General features: G+C 74.0%; 14 protein-coding genes. 4 read left to right on the plus strand and 10 right to left on the minus strand.

What is annotated here, in order from left to right:
* Positions 1-4: 4 nt before the first annotated feature.
* Both ACFOW4_RS11415 and ACFOW4_RS11420 read right to left on the minus strand, forming a co-directional pair.
* Complete coding sequence (locus ACFOW4_RS11415) at positions 5-1,450, minus strand: glycosyltransferase 87 family protein (RefSeq protein ID WP_377526920.1); 1,446 nt, start codon at positions 1,448-1,450, stop codon at positions 5-7.
* 214 nt (positions 1,451-1,664) lie between these two features.
* A complete protein-coding gene (locus ACFOW4_RS11420) occupies positions 1,665-2,210 on the minus strand; it encodes a DoxX family protein (protein ID WP_377526922.1) in 546 nt (181 codons plus the stop codon).
* A gap of 134 nt (positions 2,211-2,344) precedes the next feature.
* Here ACFOW4_RS11420 and ACFOW4_RS11425 point away from each other — a divergent pair, with 134 nt between their 5' ends.
* Positions 2,345-2,893, plus strand: coding sequence for a GNAT family N-acetyltransferase (locus ACFOW4_RS11425; RefSeq protein ID WP_377526923.1), 549 nt, complete (start codon positions 2,345-2,347; stop codon positions 2,891-2,893).
* A gap of 36 nt (positions 2,894-2,929) precedes the next feature.
* Here the strand turns inward: ACFOW4_RS11425 and ACFOW4_RS11430 are convergent, their stop codons facing one another.
* The 3 genes from ACFOW4_RS11430 to ACFOW4_RS11440 all read right to left on the minus strand — a co-directional run bounded on the left by ACFOW4_RS11430 (position 2,930) and on the right by ACFOW4_RS11440 (position 5,624).
* On the minus strand, positions 2,930-4,171 hold the full coding sequence (locus ACFOW4_RS11430) for an AAA family ATPase (RefSeq protein WP_377526925.1): 1,242 nt from the start codon (positions 4,169-4,171) through the stop codon (positions 2,930-2,932).
* A 135-nt stretch (positions 4,172-4,306) separates the two neighbouring features.
* Positions 4,307-4,714, minus strand: coding sequence for a hypothetical protein (locus tag ACFOW4_RS11435; protein WP_377527080.1), 408 nt, complete (start codon positions 4,712-4,714; stop codon positions 4,307-4,309).
* A gap of 472 nt (positions 4,715-5,186) precedes the next feature.
* Positions 5,187-5,624 (minus strand): hypothetical protein, encoded by a 438-nt coding sequence (locus tag ACFOW4_RS11440; RefSeq protein ID WP_377527081.1) that lies wholly within the window; start codon positions 5,622-5,624, stop codon positions 5,187-5,189.
* 611 nt (positions 5,625-6,235) lie between these two features.
* Between ACFOW4_RS11440 and ACFOW4_RS11445 the strand changes: the two genes are divergently transcribed.
* Both ACFOW4_RS11445 and ACFOW4_RS11450 read left to right on the plus strand, forming a co-directional pair.
* Entirely contained in the window at positions 6,236-7,252 is a 1,017-nt protein-coding gene (locus tag ACFOW4_RS11445) for an EamA family transporter (protein ID WP_377526926.1), read from the plus strand.
* Between the two features lie 11 nt (positions 7,253-7,263).
* A complete protein-coding gene (locus tag ACFOW4_RS11450) occupies positions 7,264-7,893 on the plus strand; it encodes a prepilin peptidase (RefSeq protein WP_377526928.1) in 630 nt (209 codons plus the stop codon).
* A gap of 12 nt (positions 7,894-7,905) precedes the next feature.
* Here ACFOW4_RS11450 and ACFOW4_RS11455 read toward each other — a convergent pair whose 3' ends face one another.
* The 5 genes from ACFOW4_RS11455 to ACFOW4_RS11475 all read right to left on the minus strand — a co-directional run bounded on the left by ACFOW4_RS11455 (position 7,906) and on the right by ACFOW4_RS11475 (position 14,579).
* Positions 7,906-11,088, minus strand: a complete 3,183-nt coding sequence (locus ACFOW4_RS11455; protein WP_377526929.1) for a UvrD-helicase domain-containing protein — start codon at positions 11,086-11,088, stop codon at positions 7,906-7,908.
* A gap of 61 nt (positions 11,089-11,149) precedes the next feature.
* The gene (locus tag ACFOW4_RS11460; RefSeq protein WP_377526931.1) at positions 11,150-12,394 is read right to left on the minus strand and encodes a metallophosphoesterase; all 1,245 of its coding nucleotides are present in this window, start codon (positions 12,392-12,394) and stop codon (positions 11,150-11,152) included.
* A gap of 13 nt (positions 12,395-12,407) precedes the next feature.
* Positions 12,408-12,653 carry a MoaD/ThiS family protein gene (locus tag ACFOW4_RS11465; protein WP_377526932.1) on the minus strand — a complete coding sequence of 82 codons (246 nt, stop codon included), beginning with the start codon at positions 12,651-12,653 and terminating at the stop codon, positions 12,408-12,410.
* A 1-nt stretch (position 12,654) separates the two neighbouring features.
* Positions 12,655-13,668, minus strand: a complete 1,014-nt coding sequence (gene moaA / locus ACFOW4_RS11470; RefSeq protein ID WP_377526934.1) for a GTP 3',8-cyclase MoaA — start codon at positions 13,666-13,668, stop codon at positions 12,655-12,657.
* A complete protein-coding gene (locus tag ACFOW4_RS11475) occupies positions 13,665-14,579 on the minus strand; it encodes a fructosamine kinase family protein (protein ID WP_377526936.1) in 915 nt (304 codons plus the stop codon). Before ACFOW4_RS11475 ends, moaA begins: the two co-directional genes overlap by 4 nt.
* A gap of 183 nt (positions 14,580-14,762) precedes the next feature.
* Between ACFOW4_RS11475 and ACFOW4_RS11480 the strand changes: the two genes are divergently transcribed.
* Positions 14,763-15,809: a DUF4192 domain-containing protein gene (locus ACFOW4_RS11480; protein WP_377526937.1), complete on the plus strand. Its 1,047-nt coding sequence runs from the start codon at positions 14,763-14,765 to the stop codon at positions 15,807-15,809.

Here is a 15,809-nt window from a genome sequence, read left to right on the forward strand (position 1 = left end):
CGGCTCAGCGGCGGCCGTTCACCAGCACGGCCCGGGCCAGTCGGTCACCGTAGAACGCGGGCTCGGCGCCCGGCCGCCAGGGCAGCGCGGCGACGAGCACGATCAGCGCGAGCGCGAGGGAATTCTCCATCAGCGCGCCGAAGAGCCCGTCCTGGTAGTGCGACACCTCGGGCAGTTGGTGCTCGTACGGCCAGATCGGCGAGATCAGAAAGAGCAGGTAGAGCCCGCCCGCGGCGACGCCGTGCCGCAGACCGGTCAGCGTCGGGTACCAGATCGGTGGACGCAGCCCGTTGACCGCGGGCAGCCCCCCGTACCCCGGGCCCTGGCCGGTGCGCTGCGTCAGCCCCCGGCTGGCCTCCCGGCGGCGGATCGCGGCGTCGGCCAGCACGATGATCGCCGGGATCACGAAGACCAGGTGGTGCGTCCACGAGATCGGGCTGATCACGTTGGCGGTGAGACCGACCAGGGTGAACGCGGTCAGCTCGTCGCCGTCGGCGCGGGCGCTGGCCGCCCGGGACAGACCCAGTGCCAGGACCAGCACCGAGAAGGCGAACCAGAGCAGCCCGGGCGTCTCGATCGAGTCGTAGAGCCGGGCCAGCAGGCCGGCGAGCGACTGGTTCGGCGTCATGTCCGCCGCGCCGACCCGCTCCGTCTGCCAGAGCACGCTGCCGAAGTACGCCCTCGACTCGGTGCCGACCAGCGCGAAGCTGCCCAGCGTCACGCCGATCGCCGTGCCGATGGCGGTGGCCGCCACCCGCCACTGGCGGGTGATCAGCAGGTAGGCGATGAACAGCGCGGGGGTGAGCTTGACCGCGGTGGCCAGGCCGATGCCAGCGCCGGCCCAAGCGCCGCCGTAGAGGAAGCGCAGCAGCGGGCCGTCGGTGGCGGCGTAGTGGGTGCCCCGGCGGGAGCGCCAGCGCAGACCGATCAGGTCGGCCATGATCAGCGCGAACAGCAGCAGGTTGACCTGGCCGTAGCCGAGGGTCTCGCGGCCCGGTTCAATGGCGACCGCCAGAGGGACGGCGACGGCCACGGCGAACCACAGCGGCCAGGCCAGCCGGTCGACGATCGGGCGCAGCAGCCCGGCCAGCACCAGGGCCAGCGCGGCGATGCTGGCCAGGGCGTTGACCATCCCGGCCGCGTCGACCGGTAGCTGGGCCATCGGCAGCATCACCAGACCGGCGAAGGGTGGGTAGGTGAACCCCAGGGTGGTGCCGGGCGCGATGAACTCGTAGAGCTCGTGACCGCTCGCCCACCACACCACCGCGCCGTGGTAGATCTTCATGTCGAAGAAGTTGTACGGCCGCCCGAAGGCACCGATGGCGAGCCATGCGGCGTAGGCGACGGCGGCCACGATGCCGACCCGTACCACTGTCCTGCGATCGATCCCACGCGTCACGCGCTGACCTGGGGCGAGGCGGTCCGCCCGTCTACCGACAGTCGCCGGCATGGCGTGGCCACCCCCGTACCAAGGTCGTCCTATCCGTCCAGGTCCTGCACGGAGCCTAGAACGGCGCCTCACGTCAGTGCCTCCCGCGTTATGCGACCGTGTCCGATCCCACACATGTTTTTGACATTTCAACCGCGTTAACGCCTACCGGGCGGTTCAGGTAATTCGCGGTTTTAGCGGGGGTGGGAGCAGCGGAGGGGAGGATCGACGCAGGTCAACCGGGGAGTCGCCGCGCGGTGGCGGCGGATCGGACGGCGATCCGGGCCTCCCGCTTGGCGGTACGGACGGCGCGCTGCACGGAACGTCGAGAGTGACCGATGCGGTGACCGGTCCGCCAGCGAAGACCGGGCTTGCCCTGGGTGTCGGCTGCGGCGAGCAGCAGACCGCCGAGGAGGCCGAGGTTCTTCAGGACGTGGATCTGGTTGTTGTTCCGCGCCATCGGGTCGTCGTTCTTCCAGAACGGATGGCCGGCGATGGTCACCGGCACCAGCGTGCCGGCGAGGGCCAGCGCGGCGGGTCGGGTCAGTCGCCCGGTGGCGAGCATCAGCCCGGCGCCCAGTTGCACCGCCGAGTTGATCCGGATCAGCTGCTCCGTCTCGGTGGGGATGCTCGGGTGCGCCTTCCGCAGAAGCGGTGCCATCCGATCCGTGACCGGTTTGGCCGCCGGGGCCAACCGCGTCGGGTTGACGAAGTTGCGGTACCCGCTGACCACGAAGATGCCGCTCAGCATGGCGCGGGCTAGGGAGCGTACGGGCGTCATGGATCAGTCATACCCCGTCGCGACCGTCGCTACCCCGGCAACCGCCGATCCGGATCGGTGAACGTGGACGCCACGCCACGCCGATTCGAGCGACCGTCGCGGATGGACCGACCCGGCCAGGTAACGTCGCGCGGGTGACCTCGCTGCGGCTCCGACCCGAAGACCAGGCCGACACCGCGCCGGTCCGTCGGGTGCTGGCGGCGGCGTTCGCCCGGCCGGACGTGGCGACACCGGCCGAGGTGAGGCTGGTCGACGAGCTGCGCGGCAGCGCGGCCTGGCTGCCGGAGCTGGCCATGGTCGCCGAGTACGGCGGCGAGGTGGTGGCGTACGCGCTGCTCACCCGGGTCCGGGTTCGACCGGAGCGGGGAACCGACGTGCCGGCGCTGGCGCTGGGCCCGGTGGCCGTCGCGCCACACCGGCAGCGGGTCGGGCACGGCAGCGCGGTGGTGCAGGCCGCCATCGACGCGGCCACCGAGCTGGGCGAGCGACTGGTCGTCGTCCTCGGTGATCCCGCCTTCTACCGCCGGTTCGGCTTCGGTCGGGCCGACGAGCTGGGCCTGACCAGCCCGTGGTCCGGGCTCGGTGAGCCGTGGCAGGCGCTGGTCCTGCCGCCGTCGACCAGCGGCGAGGGTCCACCACCGCGCGGTGAGGTGCTCTTTCCGGCGCCCTGGTCCCGGGTCTGACGACGCGGGCCCGACGGCGACCCTTCCGGGTGTCGATCAGGCCGGCTGGGTGCGCAGGTACCGGCCGAAGTGCGGAACGGTGAAGGCCACCGTGCCGCGCTCGCCCGAGTAGATGAGCCCCTTCTTGATCAGTGCGTCGCGGGCCGGGGAGAGGCTGGCCGGCTTGCGGCCGAGGGCTCGGGCGATCTCCGCGGTGGGCACGGCGGCGTCCATGTCGTCCCGGACCGGGCTGCCGCCGTCGACCTCCACCAGGGACAGCGTGGCCATCGCACGCATGTACTCGCGTTCCGCCGGGGTGGCCCGCTCGAATCGCGAGCCGAAGAAGCCGACCGCCAGTTCGGCCTCGGCCTCGGGTGCCGCGACCCGGACGTCCGCGGCGGTGATCGGCGAGCGCGGGGCGTGGTCCCAGGTCGCCTTCCCGTACGCCTGCACGAAGTACGGATAACCGCCGGACTTCTCGTAGAGCAGGTCGAGCGCCTTCTGCTCGTACTCCACCTCCTCACGCTCGGCCGGCGCGCAGAGCGCCTGGTCGGCGGCGATCCGGTCGAGCCGGTCGATGCGCTGGTAGCGGAAGAGCCGTTCGGAGTACGACTTGGCCGCGCTGAGCACGGCCGGCAGGTGCGGCAGGCCCGCGCCGACCACGATCAGTGGCGCGCCGAGCTGGGACAGTTCGTGGCAGGCGGCGCAGAGCGCCGACACGTCCTCCGGGCCGAGGTCCTGCATCTCGTCGATGAAGATGGCGATGCCGGTGCCCACGTCGCTGGCCACGGCGGCGGCGTCGCTGAGCAGCTCGACCAGGTCGATCTCGATGTCGCCGGAGTCGGCCCGGCCGCTGGCCGCCGGCACGTCGATGCCGGGCTGCCACCGGTCCCGCAGCTTCGGAGCGGCACCGGCCCGGCCGGTGGGGACGGAACGCTGGGCGAACGCCTTGAGTACGCCGAGGAAGGCGTCGATCCGGTCGGGTGCCCGGTGCCGGGGAGCCAGCTCGCGGACCGCCATGTGCAGCGCGGCGGCGACCGGGCGGCGCAGCGACTGGTCGGGACGCGCCTCGATCTTGCCGCTGCCCCAGAGCCGGTTGATCGCCTGGGAGCGGAGGGTGTTGAGCAGCACGGTCTTGCCGACGCCGCGCAGCCCGGTGAGCATCAGGCTGCGCTCCGGGCGACCCCGGGCGATGCGTTCCAGCACGATGTCGAAGACGTCCAGCTCCCGCCCCCGCCCCGCGAGTTCGGGCGGGCGCTGGCCGGCGCCGGGGGCGTACGGGTTGCGGACCGGATCCACGCATCGCACAGTATCGGGCCCTCTAGCTGCGAGGCTAGACATGGATAGATGGGACTACCGGCGTGTCGAAACCGTCGACAAAAAACTAGGGCTGTCTAGCGTCCACGCTAGACAGCCCTAGTTTCGCCTATCGGCTCATCGCTTCTTCAGGCAGAGCACGTAGTCGAACACGTCGACCGAGTTGTCGTGCACGTAGTTGGCGGTGGCCTGTGGGGCGAGCGTCTTGCACCGGTCGCCATCCGTGGTGGCCGGAATCCGCAGCAGCACCTGGTAGGTCTTCGGCCCGCACGGCACCTTGCGCAGTTCCGCGTCGTCCTCGGTGCCGTCGTTGACCACGCAGTCGCCCTTTACGAACTCGTCCTCTTCGTCCTCGCTGGGGCTCGGCGCCGCCGACGTCGGCTCGGCGCCGGGCAGGATCGGCGGGTTGGTCGGCGCGCTCAGCGACGGTGCCGAGCTCTTGTCGTCGGCGGCCTTCCAGACGGCCCAGCCGGCCAGGCCGAGGCACGGGCAGAGCAGGAGCAGCACCACCAGCGTGATGATCAGTGCGACCTTGCGACCGGTCTTCCGCACGGGCGGGGCCGCGGGCGGCATCCCGTACCCGCCCGGCGCCGGCGCGCCCCACGGCACGGCCGGCTGGCCCGGGATTGGCCCGGCCGGCGGAAACGGTCCGGGCGGCGGCGGATACCCGGGACCGGAGGTGGGGGGCGGATAGCCCGCCCCGGAGGTGGGCGGCGGGGCCCAGCCGGAGCCGCCGGGCGGCGGGCCCCACTGCGGCTGGGTCGGGGGTTCCCCGCCGGGCGGCGGACCCCACTGCGGCTGGGTCGGGGGTTCCCCACCCGGCTGACCCCACTGCGGCTGGGTCGGGGGTTCCCCACCCGGCTGACCCCACTGCGGCAGCGTCGGGTCGACCGGCGGGCGGCCGTCGGGGCCGGTCGGCGGGCGCTGGTACGGGTCGTCCGGCTGCCCGGAACCCGATGATCCGTAGGTCGTCATGTCATCCCCAGGGTGGGTGGCGTCAGCGCTGCTTGAGGCAGAGGACGAAGTCGAGGGTGTCCAACTCGCTGTCGAAGAAGTACCAGTTGGTGTAGCCCGCCACCTTGGCGCACTTGGCCTCGGCGTCCTTCTCACCGCTGGTCGCGCCGTCGATGCGGCGCAGCACCTCGTACGACTTGGGGGCACAGCCGCTGATCAGGAGCTTCGGCTTGCTGCCGGTGGCGCTCTCGTTCCGTACGCACTGGCCGACCTTGACGAACCGTGGGTCGGCCGAGGACTCCGGTGCCGGCTCGCTCGGCGCCGGGGCGGCGGGATCATCCGCCGCCGCGCTCGGCCGCACGGCGACCGCGGACTCCGTCGGCGCGGCCACCGGGTCCGGCTCGTCCCGCCCGCTGAGGAACCACAGCGTCCCGCCTCCGGCCAGCAGGAGCAGCACGACGACTGCCAGCACCGCGAGCAGGGGTCCGCGGCCGCGCTTGCCGGGAGTCTTCGCCGGGTCGCCGGCGTACGGATCCGGCGCGGCGTCCCGGTACGGATTGCCACCGTACGACGCCGGACCCGGCTGGTACGGGTCGCCGCCGTAGGTCGCCGCCGGTCCGCCGCCGTAGGGCGTGCCCGGCTGCCCGCCGCCGTAGGGCGTGCTCGGCTGCCCGCCGTAGCCAGGTTGCCCGCCGTAGCCCTGCTGTATGCCGTAGCCCGGTTGCTCACCGTAGCCCTGCTGTGCGCTGTAGCCCGGCTGTCCGCCGTAGCCCTGCTGTGCGCTGTAGCCCGGCTGGGCGGCGGGCCGACTTTCCGGCGGATAGGGGCGGGTTGCCGGTGGATAGGGATCCACCGTCGGAGGATAGGGCTGCTGGTCCGCGCCGCCGGCAGGCTCGCGGGGCCCGCCACCCCAGCCGCCGGCCCCGGCGCTGGGCCCGGACGGCTCGTCGGGCCGTCGCCCACGCCACGGTTCCGGCAAGGCGTCACCCGGTGGTCCGTAGTTCGCCATGCACGCCCCTCCTGCGCGAGTGGTGAGAGGCCGGCCACCAATGGGGGACGCCGACTCCGAGGCCACCGTAGCGTGGACCACTGATGAGCTCACCTCCACCAAGTGCCTCCCGCCCGGCCGTAGGGGCCGCCGAGGCCGCCGCCGGGGCTGCCCCGACCCTGATCTGGACCGCGTTGATCGTGGTCTACGTCCTCTGGGGTTCCACCTATCTGGCCATCCGGATCGCCGTGGAGTCGCTGCCGCCGCTGATGTCGGCGGCCACCCGGTTCGCCGCCGCCGGCCTGGTGCTGGCGGTGGTGCTGCGGCTGCGCCGCGGCCCGGGAGCGCTCCGGGTCGACCTCCGGCAGCTCGGCTCGGCCGCCCTGGTCGGGGTGCTGCTGCTCGCCTGCGGCAACGGCCTGGTGGTACTCGCTGAGTCCGGGCCGGCCGGGGTGGCGGTGCCGTCCGGGATCGCCGCGCTGCTGGTCGCCACGGTGCCGCTGCTGGTGGTGCTGCTGCGCTCGGCCACGGGGGACCGACCCCGGTTCTGGACGTTCGCCGGGGTCACCCTGGGCTTCGCCGGGCTGGTCCTGCTGGTGCTGCCCACCGGCGGCGCGAACGCGGTGCCGCTGGCCGGGGCGCTGACCGTGGTCGCGGCGGCCACCTGCTGGTCGATCGGATCCTTCCTGTCCGGACGGATCCGCATGCCCGCCGACCCGTTCGTCGCCACGGTGTACGAGATGGTGGCGGGCGCCGTCGCGCTCGCCGTCATCGCCGTCGGCCGGGGCGAACTGCGCAGCTTCCACCCGACCGAGGTCACCACCCGAAGCTGGCTCGCGCTGGTCTACCTCATGGTGGCCGGTTCGCTGGTGGCCTTCACCGCGTACGTCTGGCTCCTGCACCACGCGCCCATCTCGCTGGTCTCCACGTACGCCTACGTCAACCCGGCGGTCGCGGTGCTGCTGGGCGCGCTGCTGGTGGCCGAGCCGATCACCGCGCAGGTGCTGCTCGGCGGCGCGGTCATCGTCGCCGGGGTGGCCCTGGTGGTGAGCACGGAACGCCCCCGCCGACCGGGCGCGGGATCACGATCGGGGACCGCGCCGGCGGGCGAGCGCCGGTAACGTCCGCGCGCATGTCGGCCGGTGCACCGCTGTGGGCGGTGCTGCTGGGTGCGCTGGCCGGCCTCGCCGTACCCGCGCTGGCCCGCCGCTTCACCCCGCCGTCGCCGATCCGGGGCTGCTCCCCGCTGCTGCTCGGGCCGGTGGCCGCCGTGGTGTTCGGCGGGCTTGCCGTCGCGCTGGGCGACGACCCCGCGTTGCCGGTGTTCCTCGCGGTGGCGGCGGTGGGGCTGGTGCTCGCCGTGATCGACCTGGCGTGCCTGCGGCTGCCCGACCCGTTGGTGGGCACCGCCGGGTCGCTCGCCGTCGGCGGCCTGACCGGCGCGGCGATACTCGTCGGCACCCCGGGCCGGCTGGTCGGCGCGCTGGTGGGCGCGGTGGTCGCCGCCGCGGCGCACGTGCTGCTGGCCCTGCTGCCCGGGTCGCGACTGGGCTTCGGCGACGTGAAGCTCGCCGCCGTCCTCGGCCTGCCGCTCGGCTGGCTCGGTCGGGATGCCCTGGTGGCTGGGCTGCTCCTGCCGCATCTGCTGCACGGTGGGCTGGTGCTCGTCCTGCTCGCCACCCGGCGGGTACGCCGGGACACCCTGCTGCCGCTCGGGCCGGCGCTGCTCGCCGGCGCGTGGCTCGCCGTGCTCCTCAGCTGAACCGGTGGCAGGTCAGATCAGGCGGAGCTGGCGGTCCTTGGGGCGGCGCGGCTCGGTCTCGCCGAAGCGTTCGAACAGGCCCGGGTCGATGACGTTCAGGAACGGTGACGGTACGCAGTCGCGCTCCGAGCCGTGCCGGGTACGGCGCGCGGCGTGACTGACGTACAGCCGGTCCTGCGCCCTGGTGAGGCCGACGAAGAACAGGCGCCGCTCCTCCGCGATCGCGTCCTCGTCCGGCGTCGAGCCGGGCCAGCGCAGGGGCAGCAGCCCGTCCTCGGCGCCGACCAGGAAGACCACCGGGAACTCGAGGCCCTTCGCGGCGTGCAGGGTGAGCAGGGTGACCGCCTCGGCGCGCGGGTCGAGGGCGTCCACCTCCGCGCCGGTGGCCAACTGGGACAGGAACAGCTCCAGGTCGTCGCCGCAGCGCCGGGCCAGCGGGGTGAGCAGGTCCACCGCCGAGCGGACGTCCTCCGGGCGTACCGCGGTGGAGGCGTCCAGGGTGGGCACCGCGAACCGGTCCGCGACCACCTGGCCGGCCAGCCGGACCCGGGCGGCCAGTGAGCCGGCCAGCCCGTCGGCGTGCCGCAGCTCGCGGGCGATCGCCGCCACGCCCGGGCGGTCACGCAGCCGGTCGTGCGAGCGCTTCTGCACCGGGATGTTCGCCCGGGTCAGGGCGTCCACGATTGGCGCGGCCTGGCTGTCGGTGCGGTACAGCACGGCGATGTCGGAGAACGACAGTGCGGTGGCGCGGCCGTCGATCCGACCGGAGTCCAGCGAACGGTGGGACAGTCCGCCGACCAGCTCGTCGACGGTGCGTACCACGAAGTCGGCCTCGTCCGCGACGGACGTCGCGGGGTAGCGGCCGACCAGCGGCGCCTCCGGGTCGAGCCGGGCCGGGTCCAACCGCCGGCCGCGGACCAGCGACGACGGCGCGATGGCCTGCACGGCGGCGGCCAGGATCGGTGCCGACGAGCGGTAGTTGCGGTTGAGCCGGACCAGGCGGGCGTCGGTGAAGTCCTGCGAGAAGCGCAGGAAGTAGCCGACGTCCGCACCACGGAACGAGTAGATCGCCTGGTCCGGGTCGCCGATCGCGCAGAGGTTGCCGTCGGCGGGGCTGAGCAGCCGCAGCAGCTCGTACTGCACGGCGTCGACGTCCTGGTACTCGTCCACGAAGATCCACTGCCAGCGGTCCCGGTACCGCCGTACCAGGTTCCGGTCGCCCCGCAGCAGCTCCACCGGCAGGCTCACCAGCTCGTCCAGGTCGACCAGGTCCTGCTTGCGCAGCAGCGCCACGTACCCGGCCGGGTCGTCGCCCGCCTCGGACCGGGCTGCGGCCCGCTCGGCGTCGTCGGCGATCCGGAAGTCCGCCGGCAGGCCGGCCGCCTCGGCGTTCTCCCGCAGGATGGTCAGCCCCAGCGCGTGGAAGGTGCCCACGGTGACGTCCTCGGCGACCGGGCCGAGCAGGCCGTCGAGGCGGTGCCGCAATTCCTCGGCGGCCCGGCGGGTGAAGGTGATGGCCAGGCAGTGCTCGGGGAAGACGTTCAGCTCCGCGCAGAGGTACGCGATCCGGTGGGTCAGGGTCCGGGTCTTGCCGGTGCCCGGACCGGCGACGATCAGCAGCGGACCGCCGGGCGCGGAGGCGGCCACCCGCTGCATGGCGTCCAACCGGTCCAGCAGCCCGGTGCCGACCTCCTCCATGCCGGCGAGCATCGGCTCGAACGGCTCGTGCGGGGATGGCGGCGGCGCGATCGGCGGGGCCGGCTGGGGGGCCGCCTTCCGCTTCGGCTCGGTCTTCGCCGCCGGGCGCTTCGCCTTCGCCGCCGGCTCCGCGGGGCGGCGCTGCGCCGGCACGGGTACGTCGAACAGCGTCTCCTGCGCGGTCGCGGCGCCGGCACCCAACTCGGCCGGGTCGAAGAGGGTGATCACGCCGTACTCGCCGTCGTAGCCCGGCACCCGGCGCACGTCGCCGCGGCGCAACCGCCCGATGCCCTTGGCGAGCAGTTCGCCGCCGGCCTGCGCGATGTCGGCGAGCGGCGTCGTGGTCAGGATCTCCAGCTCCGGGCCGAGCGCAGCGAGCAGGTCGTTGAGTCGACCCTCGACCTTCTTCGACCGGGCGCCCACCTTGTTGATCTCACCGAGGATCTCGGCCAGCGGCACCAGGTGGGTGACGTCCCGGGCGTGCGTCGGTCGGTGTCCCTCCGGGCGGTCGGCCAGTTCCTCCACCCGGCTGAGCACGCCGACGGTGAGCGGCTTGCCGCACTCCGGGCAGCGACCGCCCGCGGCCCGCGTCCGCTCGGGGGACCAGTTCACGCCGCAGAGCCGGTGCCCGTCGGCGTGGTACTTGCCCTCCTCGGGGAAGAACTCGATCGTTCCGGCCAGGCCGTCCCCGGTGCGCAGCGCCTCCCGGACGGCGAAGTAGTCCCGCTCGGCGGTCAGCACGGTCGCCTCCCGGCCCAGCGCCGGCGGGGAGTGCGCGTCCGAGTTGGAGACCAGTTGGTAGCGGTCCAGGCTGCCGACCCGCCAGTTCATCGCGGGGTCGGAGGAGAGGCCGGTCTCCACGGCGAAGATGTGCTCGGCGAGGTCGGCGTAGCAGTCGGCGATCGCGTCGAAGCCGGACTTCGAGCCGAGCGCGGAGAACCACGGCGTCCAGATGTGCGCGGGAACGAGGTAGCCGTCCGGGCTCGCTTCGAGGGTGATCTCCAACAGGTCCCGGGAGTCCAGGCCGAGGATCGGTCGGCCGTCGGAGCCGAGGTTGCCGATCCGGCCGAGCGCCGTGTTGAACCGGGCCACCGCGTCCAGGTCCGGCAGGTAGATCAGGTGGTGCACCTTGCGGGTCCGGTCGTCCCGCTTGTAGATGGTGGAGATCTCCACGCTCAGCATGAACCGGGCCGGGTCCGCCTCCGCCGTGCCGGCCAGCCGGGGCGGCAGCCGGCGCGCCACCTCCCGCTCCGCCTCGGGGCTCAGCCGGTACAGGCCGGGCTCGGCCGGGCGCAGATTTTCCCGCAGGTGGTCGTACCAGGCCGGGTGGGTGAAGTCTCCGGTGCCGAGCAGGGCGATGCCCTTGCGCCGGGCCCACCAGGCGAGGTTCGGCAGGGTGAGGTCGCGGCTGCACGCGCGCGAGTACTTCGAGTGGATGTGCAGGTCCGCGACGAAGGGCCGGAGGCCACCGGGGGGTACGGCGCTGAACGGGGGCACGCCGCATCCTGTCACGCCCGCCGCGCGCGCCACCCACCGCCACGCGCGGACGTGACCTCCGCTATGCCGAGCGCAGCTCGACGAGGGTGATCTGCGGCTCGGCGCCGACCCGCACCGGCGGGCCCCAGAAGCCGGCGCCGTTGGTCACGTACACCTTGGTGCCGTCGACCTCGCCCAGCCCGCTGACCACCGGCTGCTCCAGCCGGACCGCCAGGTTGAACGGCACCATCTGCCCGCCGTGGGTGTGCCCGGACAGCTGCAGGTCGACGCCGAACTTCGCGGCCTCGACCGCGGCGATCGGCTGGTGGGCCAGCAGCACCACCGGGCGGCTCGGATCGCGGCCGGCGAGGGCGGCGCCGAAGTCGGCGGGGGCGGCCAACCCGGTGCCGGCGGCCGACACGTCGTTGACCCCGGCCAGGTCGAGCACGCCGCCCCGGGCCTGGATCTCCTGACGCCGGTTCTGCAGTACCCGCAGGCCGAGCCGGTCCACCTCCTGCACCCACTCCTCCACGCCGGAGTAGTACTCGTGGTTGCCGGTGACGAAGAAACTGCCGTACCGGGAGCGCAGGTCGCGCAGCGGCGCGGCGGCGGAACCCAGCTCGGCGACCGAGCCGTCGACCAGATCGCCGACGACCGCGACCAGGTCGGCGTCGAGCCGGTTGATCGCGGCGACGATCCGCTCGGTGTGCGCCCGGCCGCGCAGCGGGCCGAGGTGGATGTCGGAGACGGTGGCGATGCGCAGGCCGTCCATGCCGCGGGGCAGCTTGGCCAGCGGGATCTGCACCCGGTCCAGTTGGGGCGGGCCGAGTGCGGTGCGGATCCCGTATCCGGTGATGCCGGTGGCGGTGAGACCGGCGAAGATCGCCGCCCCACGGGCCAGCAGCAACCGGCGGGCCGGGTCGTGGTCCGGCTGCGCGACCGCGTCGGCGGCCGGGGGCTCGGCCGGGCCGGCCGCACCGACCAGGACCGGCTCGGGCGCGGCGGTGGTCGGCTGGGCGGAGATCACCCGGCGACGCAGCAGCAGCCGGGTGACCAGCATGGGCACTTCCAGCACGACGAGCAGGACCAGCAGGTAGAACATCAGCGCGAGCCAGAGGTAACCGGGCCAGGCCAGCCAGTAGAGCCCGGCCTGGGTGCCGGCCATGGTCGCCGGCACCAGCAGTGCCAGCACCAGCGCGGCGATCCCGCCGATGCGTCGCCAGCGGCCCGGGGTGGTGGTGTCGCGGACCAGGCGCTTCCACAGATAGAAGTGGATCAGACCGGTGATCAGCGCCAGGACGGCCACGAACCCCAGAACCGCCAACATCTGTGCGCCTCCCTCAGCCGCCCGCGAAGGGGGGCAGGACGTCGATCGTGGCCCCGGCCGGCAGGGGTGCCTGACGATCATGACAGGTCACGCCGTCGACCAGGAAACTCGCCACCCGTAGCACGTCGGCCAGCCGGCCGCCGTGCCGTTCGGCCAGCTCCTGGGTGAGGTCGTCCAGCGATCGGCCGGCGGGCGCGGTCTCCTCTCGCCGGCCGGCGGCGGCGCGGGCGCCGGCGAAGTAGCGGATCGTCAGGTCCACGTCAGCCCCCGATCGCCGACATGGGTCGGGTCGGCTGGAGGAAGGTCGGGTCGTCGATGCCGTGCCCGGCGCGTTTGCCCCACATCGCGGTGCGCCAGCGCCGGGCGATCTCGTCGTCGTCCGCGCCGGAGCGCAGCGCGCCGCGCAGGTCGGACTCCTCGGTGGCGAAGAGGCAGGCGCGGACCTGGCCGTCGGCGGTCAGCCGGGTGCGGTCGCAGTCGCCGCAGAACGGTCGGGTGACGCTGGCGATCACGCCGACCCGGGCCGGGCCGCCGTCGACCACCCAAGTCTCGGCCGGTGCCGCGCCGCGTTCGACGGGGTCGGGGGTGAGATCGAAGACGGTACGCAGGGAGGCCAGGATCTCCTCGGCGGTGACCATGGTGCTGCGGTCCCAGCCGTGCTGGGCGTCCAGCGGCATCTGCTCGATCATCCGCAGCTCGTAGCCGTGGTCGACGGCGAAGCGGAGCAGCGCCGGCGCCTCGTCCTCGTTGACGCCGCGCATCAGCACCGAATTGATCTTGACGGGGTTGAGCCCGGCGGCGGCCGCCGCGGCCAGCCCGGCGAGGACCGCGTCCAGCCGGGGACGGCGGGTCAGCCGGGTGAACCGGTCCGCGTCGAGGGTGTCCAGCGAGACGTTCACCCGGTCGAGCCCGGCCGCCCGCAGCGTCGGGGCGAGCCGGTCGAGACCGATGCCGTTGGTGGTGAGCGAGATGCGTGGGCGGGGTGCCAGCGCGGCCACCGCGCCCACGATGCCGACCAGGCCCGGCCGGATCAGCGGCTCACCGCCGGTGAACCGCACCTCGGTCACACCCAGCCGCTCCACGGCGACCCGGACCAGCCGGACGACCTCGTCGTCGCTGAGCAGGTCGGGGCCGGCCAACCAGGGCAGCCCCTCGGCCGGCATGCAGTAGGTGCAGCGCAGGTTGCACTTGTCGGTCAGGGAGACGCGCAGGTCCCGGGCGACGCGGCCGTACCGGTCGACGAGGACGCCGTCGGTACGCGGGGCGACGCTCACCCGTCGACCGTAGCGCGCCCGGCGCCCGCCAGGGCCGCACGGGCGGCCCGGACGACCGCATCGCGGTACGCGCCGCCGAACAGCGCGGTGTGCACGAGCAGGAGGTGCAACTGGTGCAGGGGCACCCGCTCGCGCCAACCGTCAGCCAGCGGCCAGCTCTCCCGGTAGGCCGCCAGCACGCGGTCCAGGTGCGGCGCCCCGCCGAAGAGCGCCAGCTGGGCGAGGTCGGTCTCCCGATGCCCGCCGTGCGCGGCCGGGTCGACCAGCCAGGCCCGGCCGTCGGCGCCCCACAGCACGTTGCCCGGCCACAGGTCGCCGTGGATCCGCGCCGGTGGCTCGTCGCCACCGAGGCCGGCCACCCGGCGGATCACCTCCTCGACCTGCGCGCCGTCGGGGCCGGGCAACGCGCCGTTGTCCACCGAGCGCCGCAGGTAGGGGGTGAGCCGACGCCGGGCGAACCAGGTCGACCAGGGGCCGTCGTCGGGGGTGTTGTCGGCGGGGAGCGCACCGATGAAGCCGGGCCAGGTCGCGCCGAAGGCCGGCGCGCCGGCCCGGTGCAGGTCGGCCAGCTCCCGGCCGAAGCGCTCGGCGGCCTCCGGCGTCGGCTCGCCGGGCTCGACCCAGTCGAGCGCCAGCAGGTCGGGCAGCGCCACGATCACCTCGGGTACGGCCACCGCGCCCGCCTCCCGCAACCACCGCAACCCGGCCGCCTCGCTGGCGAAGAAGCCCTCCGGCGCCGGCCGGCCGGCCCGCTCCGGCCAGCTCTTCGCGAAGACGGAGTGACCGTCGTCGAGGGTGAGCCGGGAGGCGGCGCAGATGTCACCGCCGGCCACCGGCGTCTCCCGGATCCGCTGGTGGGTCAGGAAGGTCGGCAGGTGCGCGGGGTGCGCGCGCAGGTACGCCAGATCCATCAGCGCACCGTAACCGGTCCCCACGACACAACCCCTCGGTCCGAACAGATCGACCCGATGTGGCGGGGCGGGAACCAAGGTGGATGCGGGCTGAGCAGCGCAAACACGTAGCGTGACTGTGGATGACGCGCGTGTCGTCCACAGGGGCAGCGCGGCACGGTCGGCCAACCGCAGGCTGCCGGCATGAGTGACACCGACCGCCCCCGGCTCTCCGTCCGCTCGCCCGCCGACCTGTTGGCCGCCGTGCCGTACCTGCTCGGCTTCCATCCCGCCGAGAGCGTGGTGGCGGTGGCCCTGCACGGCCGGCGGATCGTCTTCGTCGCCCGCGCGGACCTGACCGACCCCGCCGCGGACCCGACCGAGCGGGCACGGCACCTGGCCGGGGTCATCCGGCGTCAGGGCGCCGACTCCGCCACCGTGGTCGGCTACGGTGCCGCGGCCCGGGTGACCCCGAGCGTGGACGCCGTCCGCACCGCCCTCGCCGGGGCCGGGCTGGCGGTGCTGGACGCATTGCGGGTGACCGACGGCCGCTGGTGGTCCTACCTCTGCACCGAGGCGGACTGCTGCCCACCCGAGGGGCGCACCTACGACCCGGCGACCAGCCAGGTGACCGCCTCCGCGATCTTCGCCGGTCAGGTCGCCCTGCCCGACCGGGCTGCCCTCGTCGCGCAGGTGGCGCCGGTGGACGGCCCTGAACGGGTGGCGCTGCGCGCCGCCGCCGGCCGCGCGCGGCGCCGACTGACCGACCTCATCGAGCAGGCGCCCACCGGCGACCTGCTGGGCGGCCGGACGCTGCGGGCCGCCGGGGTGGCGGCGGTCCGCGAGGCGCACCGCCGACAGCGCCGGGGCGAACGGCTCGACGACGACGAGGTGGCCTGGCTGAGCCTGCTCCTGGCCCACCTGCCGGTCCGTGACCACGCCTGGGAACGCACCGACGGTCGGGACCGCGACATCGCGCTCTGGACCGACGTGCTGCGCCGGGCCGAGCCGGAGTTGACCGCCGCGCCGGCCGCCCTGCTGGCCTTCGCCGCCTGGCGGGCGGGGCAGGGCGCGCTGGCCGCGGTCGCGCTGGAACAGGCGCTGGCCCGACACCCCGACTACTCGCTCGCCGTGCTCCTGGACGACCTGCTCCGGCGCGGTGTGCCTCCGTCGGAGCTGGACGGCTGGCCGTCGGTCGGCCTGCCGGGCGTCGTTCGCCGACGGAAGCGCAGCCGCCGAGGCCTCCGCTGA

Origin of the sequence: Micromonospora sp. GCM10011542 (assembly GCF_042650685.1) — a bacterium.
In the GTDB taxonomy this organism is placed as follows: Bacteria; Actinomycetota; Actinomycetes; order Mycobacteriales; family Micromonosporaceae; genus Micromonospora.

Excerpts from the sequence above, each read along its gene's own strand:
- ACFOW4_RS11415 (WP_377526920.1), bottom strand. The coding sequence starts at position 1,450 with ATGCCGGCGACTGTCGGTAGACGGGCGGACCGCCTCGCCCCAGGTCAG.
- ACFOW4_RS11420 (WP_377526922.1), bottom strand. The coding sequence starts at position 2,210 with ATGACGCCCGTACGCTCCCTAGCCCGCGCCATGCTGAGCGGCATCTTC.
- ACFOW4_RS11445 (WP_377526926.1), top strand. The coding sequence starts at position 6,236 with ATGAGCTCACCTCCACCAAGTGCCTCCCGCCCGGCCGTAGGGGCCGCC.
- ACFOW4_RS11450 (WP_377526928.1), top strand. The coding sequence starts at position 7,264 with ATGTCGGCCGGTGCACCGCTGTGGGCGGTGCTGCTGGGTGCGCTGGCC.
- ACFOW4_RS11460 (WP_377526931.1), bottom strand. The coding sequence starts at position 12,394 with ATGTTGGCGGTTCTGGGGTTCGTGGCCGTCCTGGCGCTGATCACCGGT.
- ACFOW4_RS11475 (WP_377526936.1), bottom strand. The coding sequence starts at position 14,579 with ATGGATCTGGCGTACCTGCGCGCGCACCCCGCGCACCTGCCGACCTTC.
- ACFOW4_RS11480 (WP_377526937.1), top strand. The coding sequence starts at position 14,763 with ATGAGTGACACCGACCGCCCCCGGCTCTCCGTCCGCTCGCCCGCCGAC.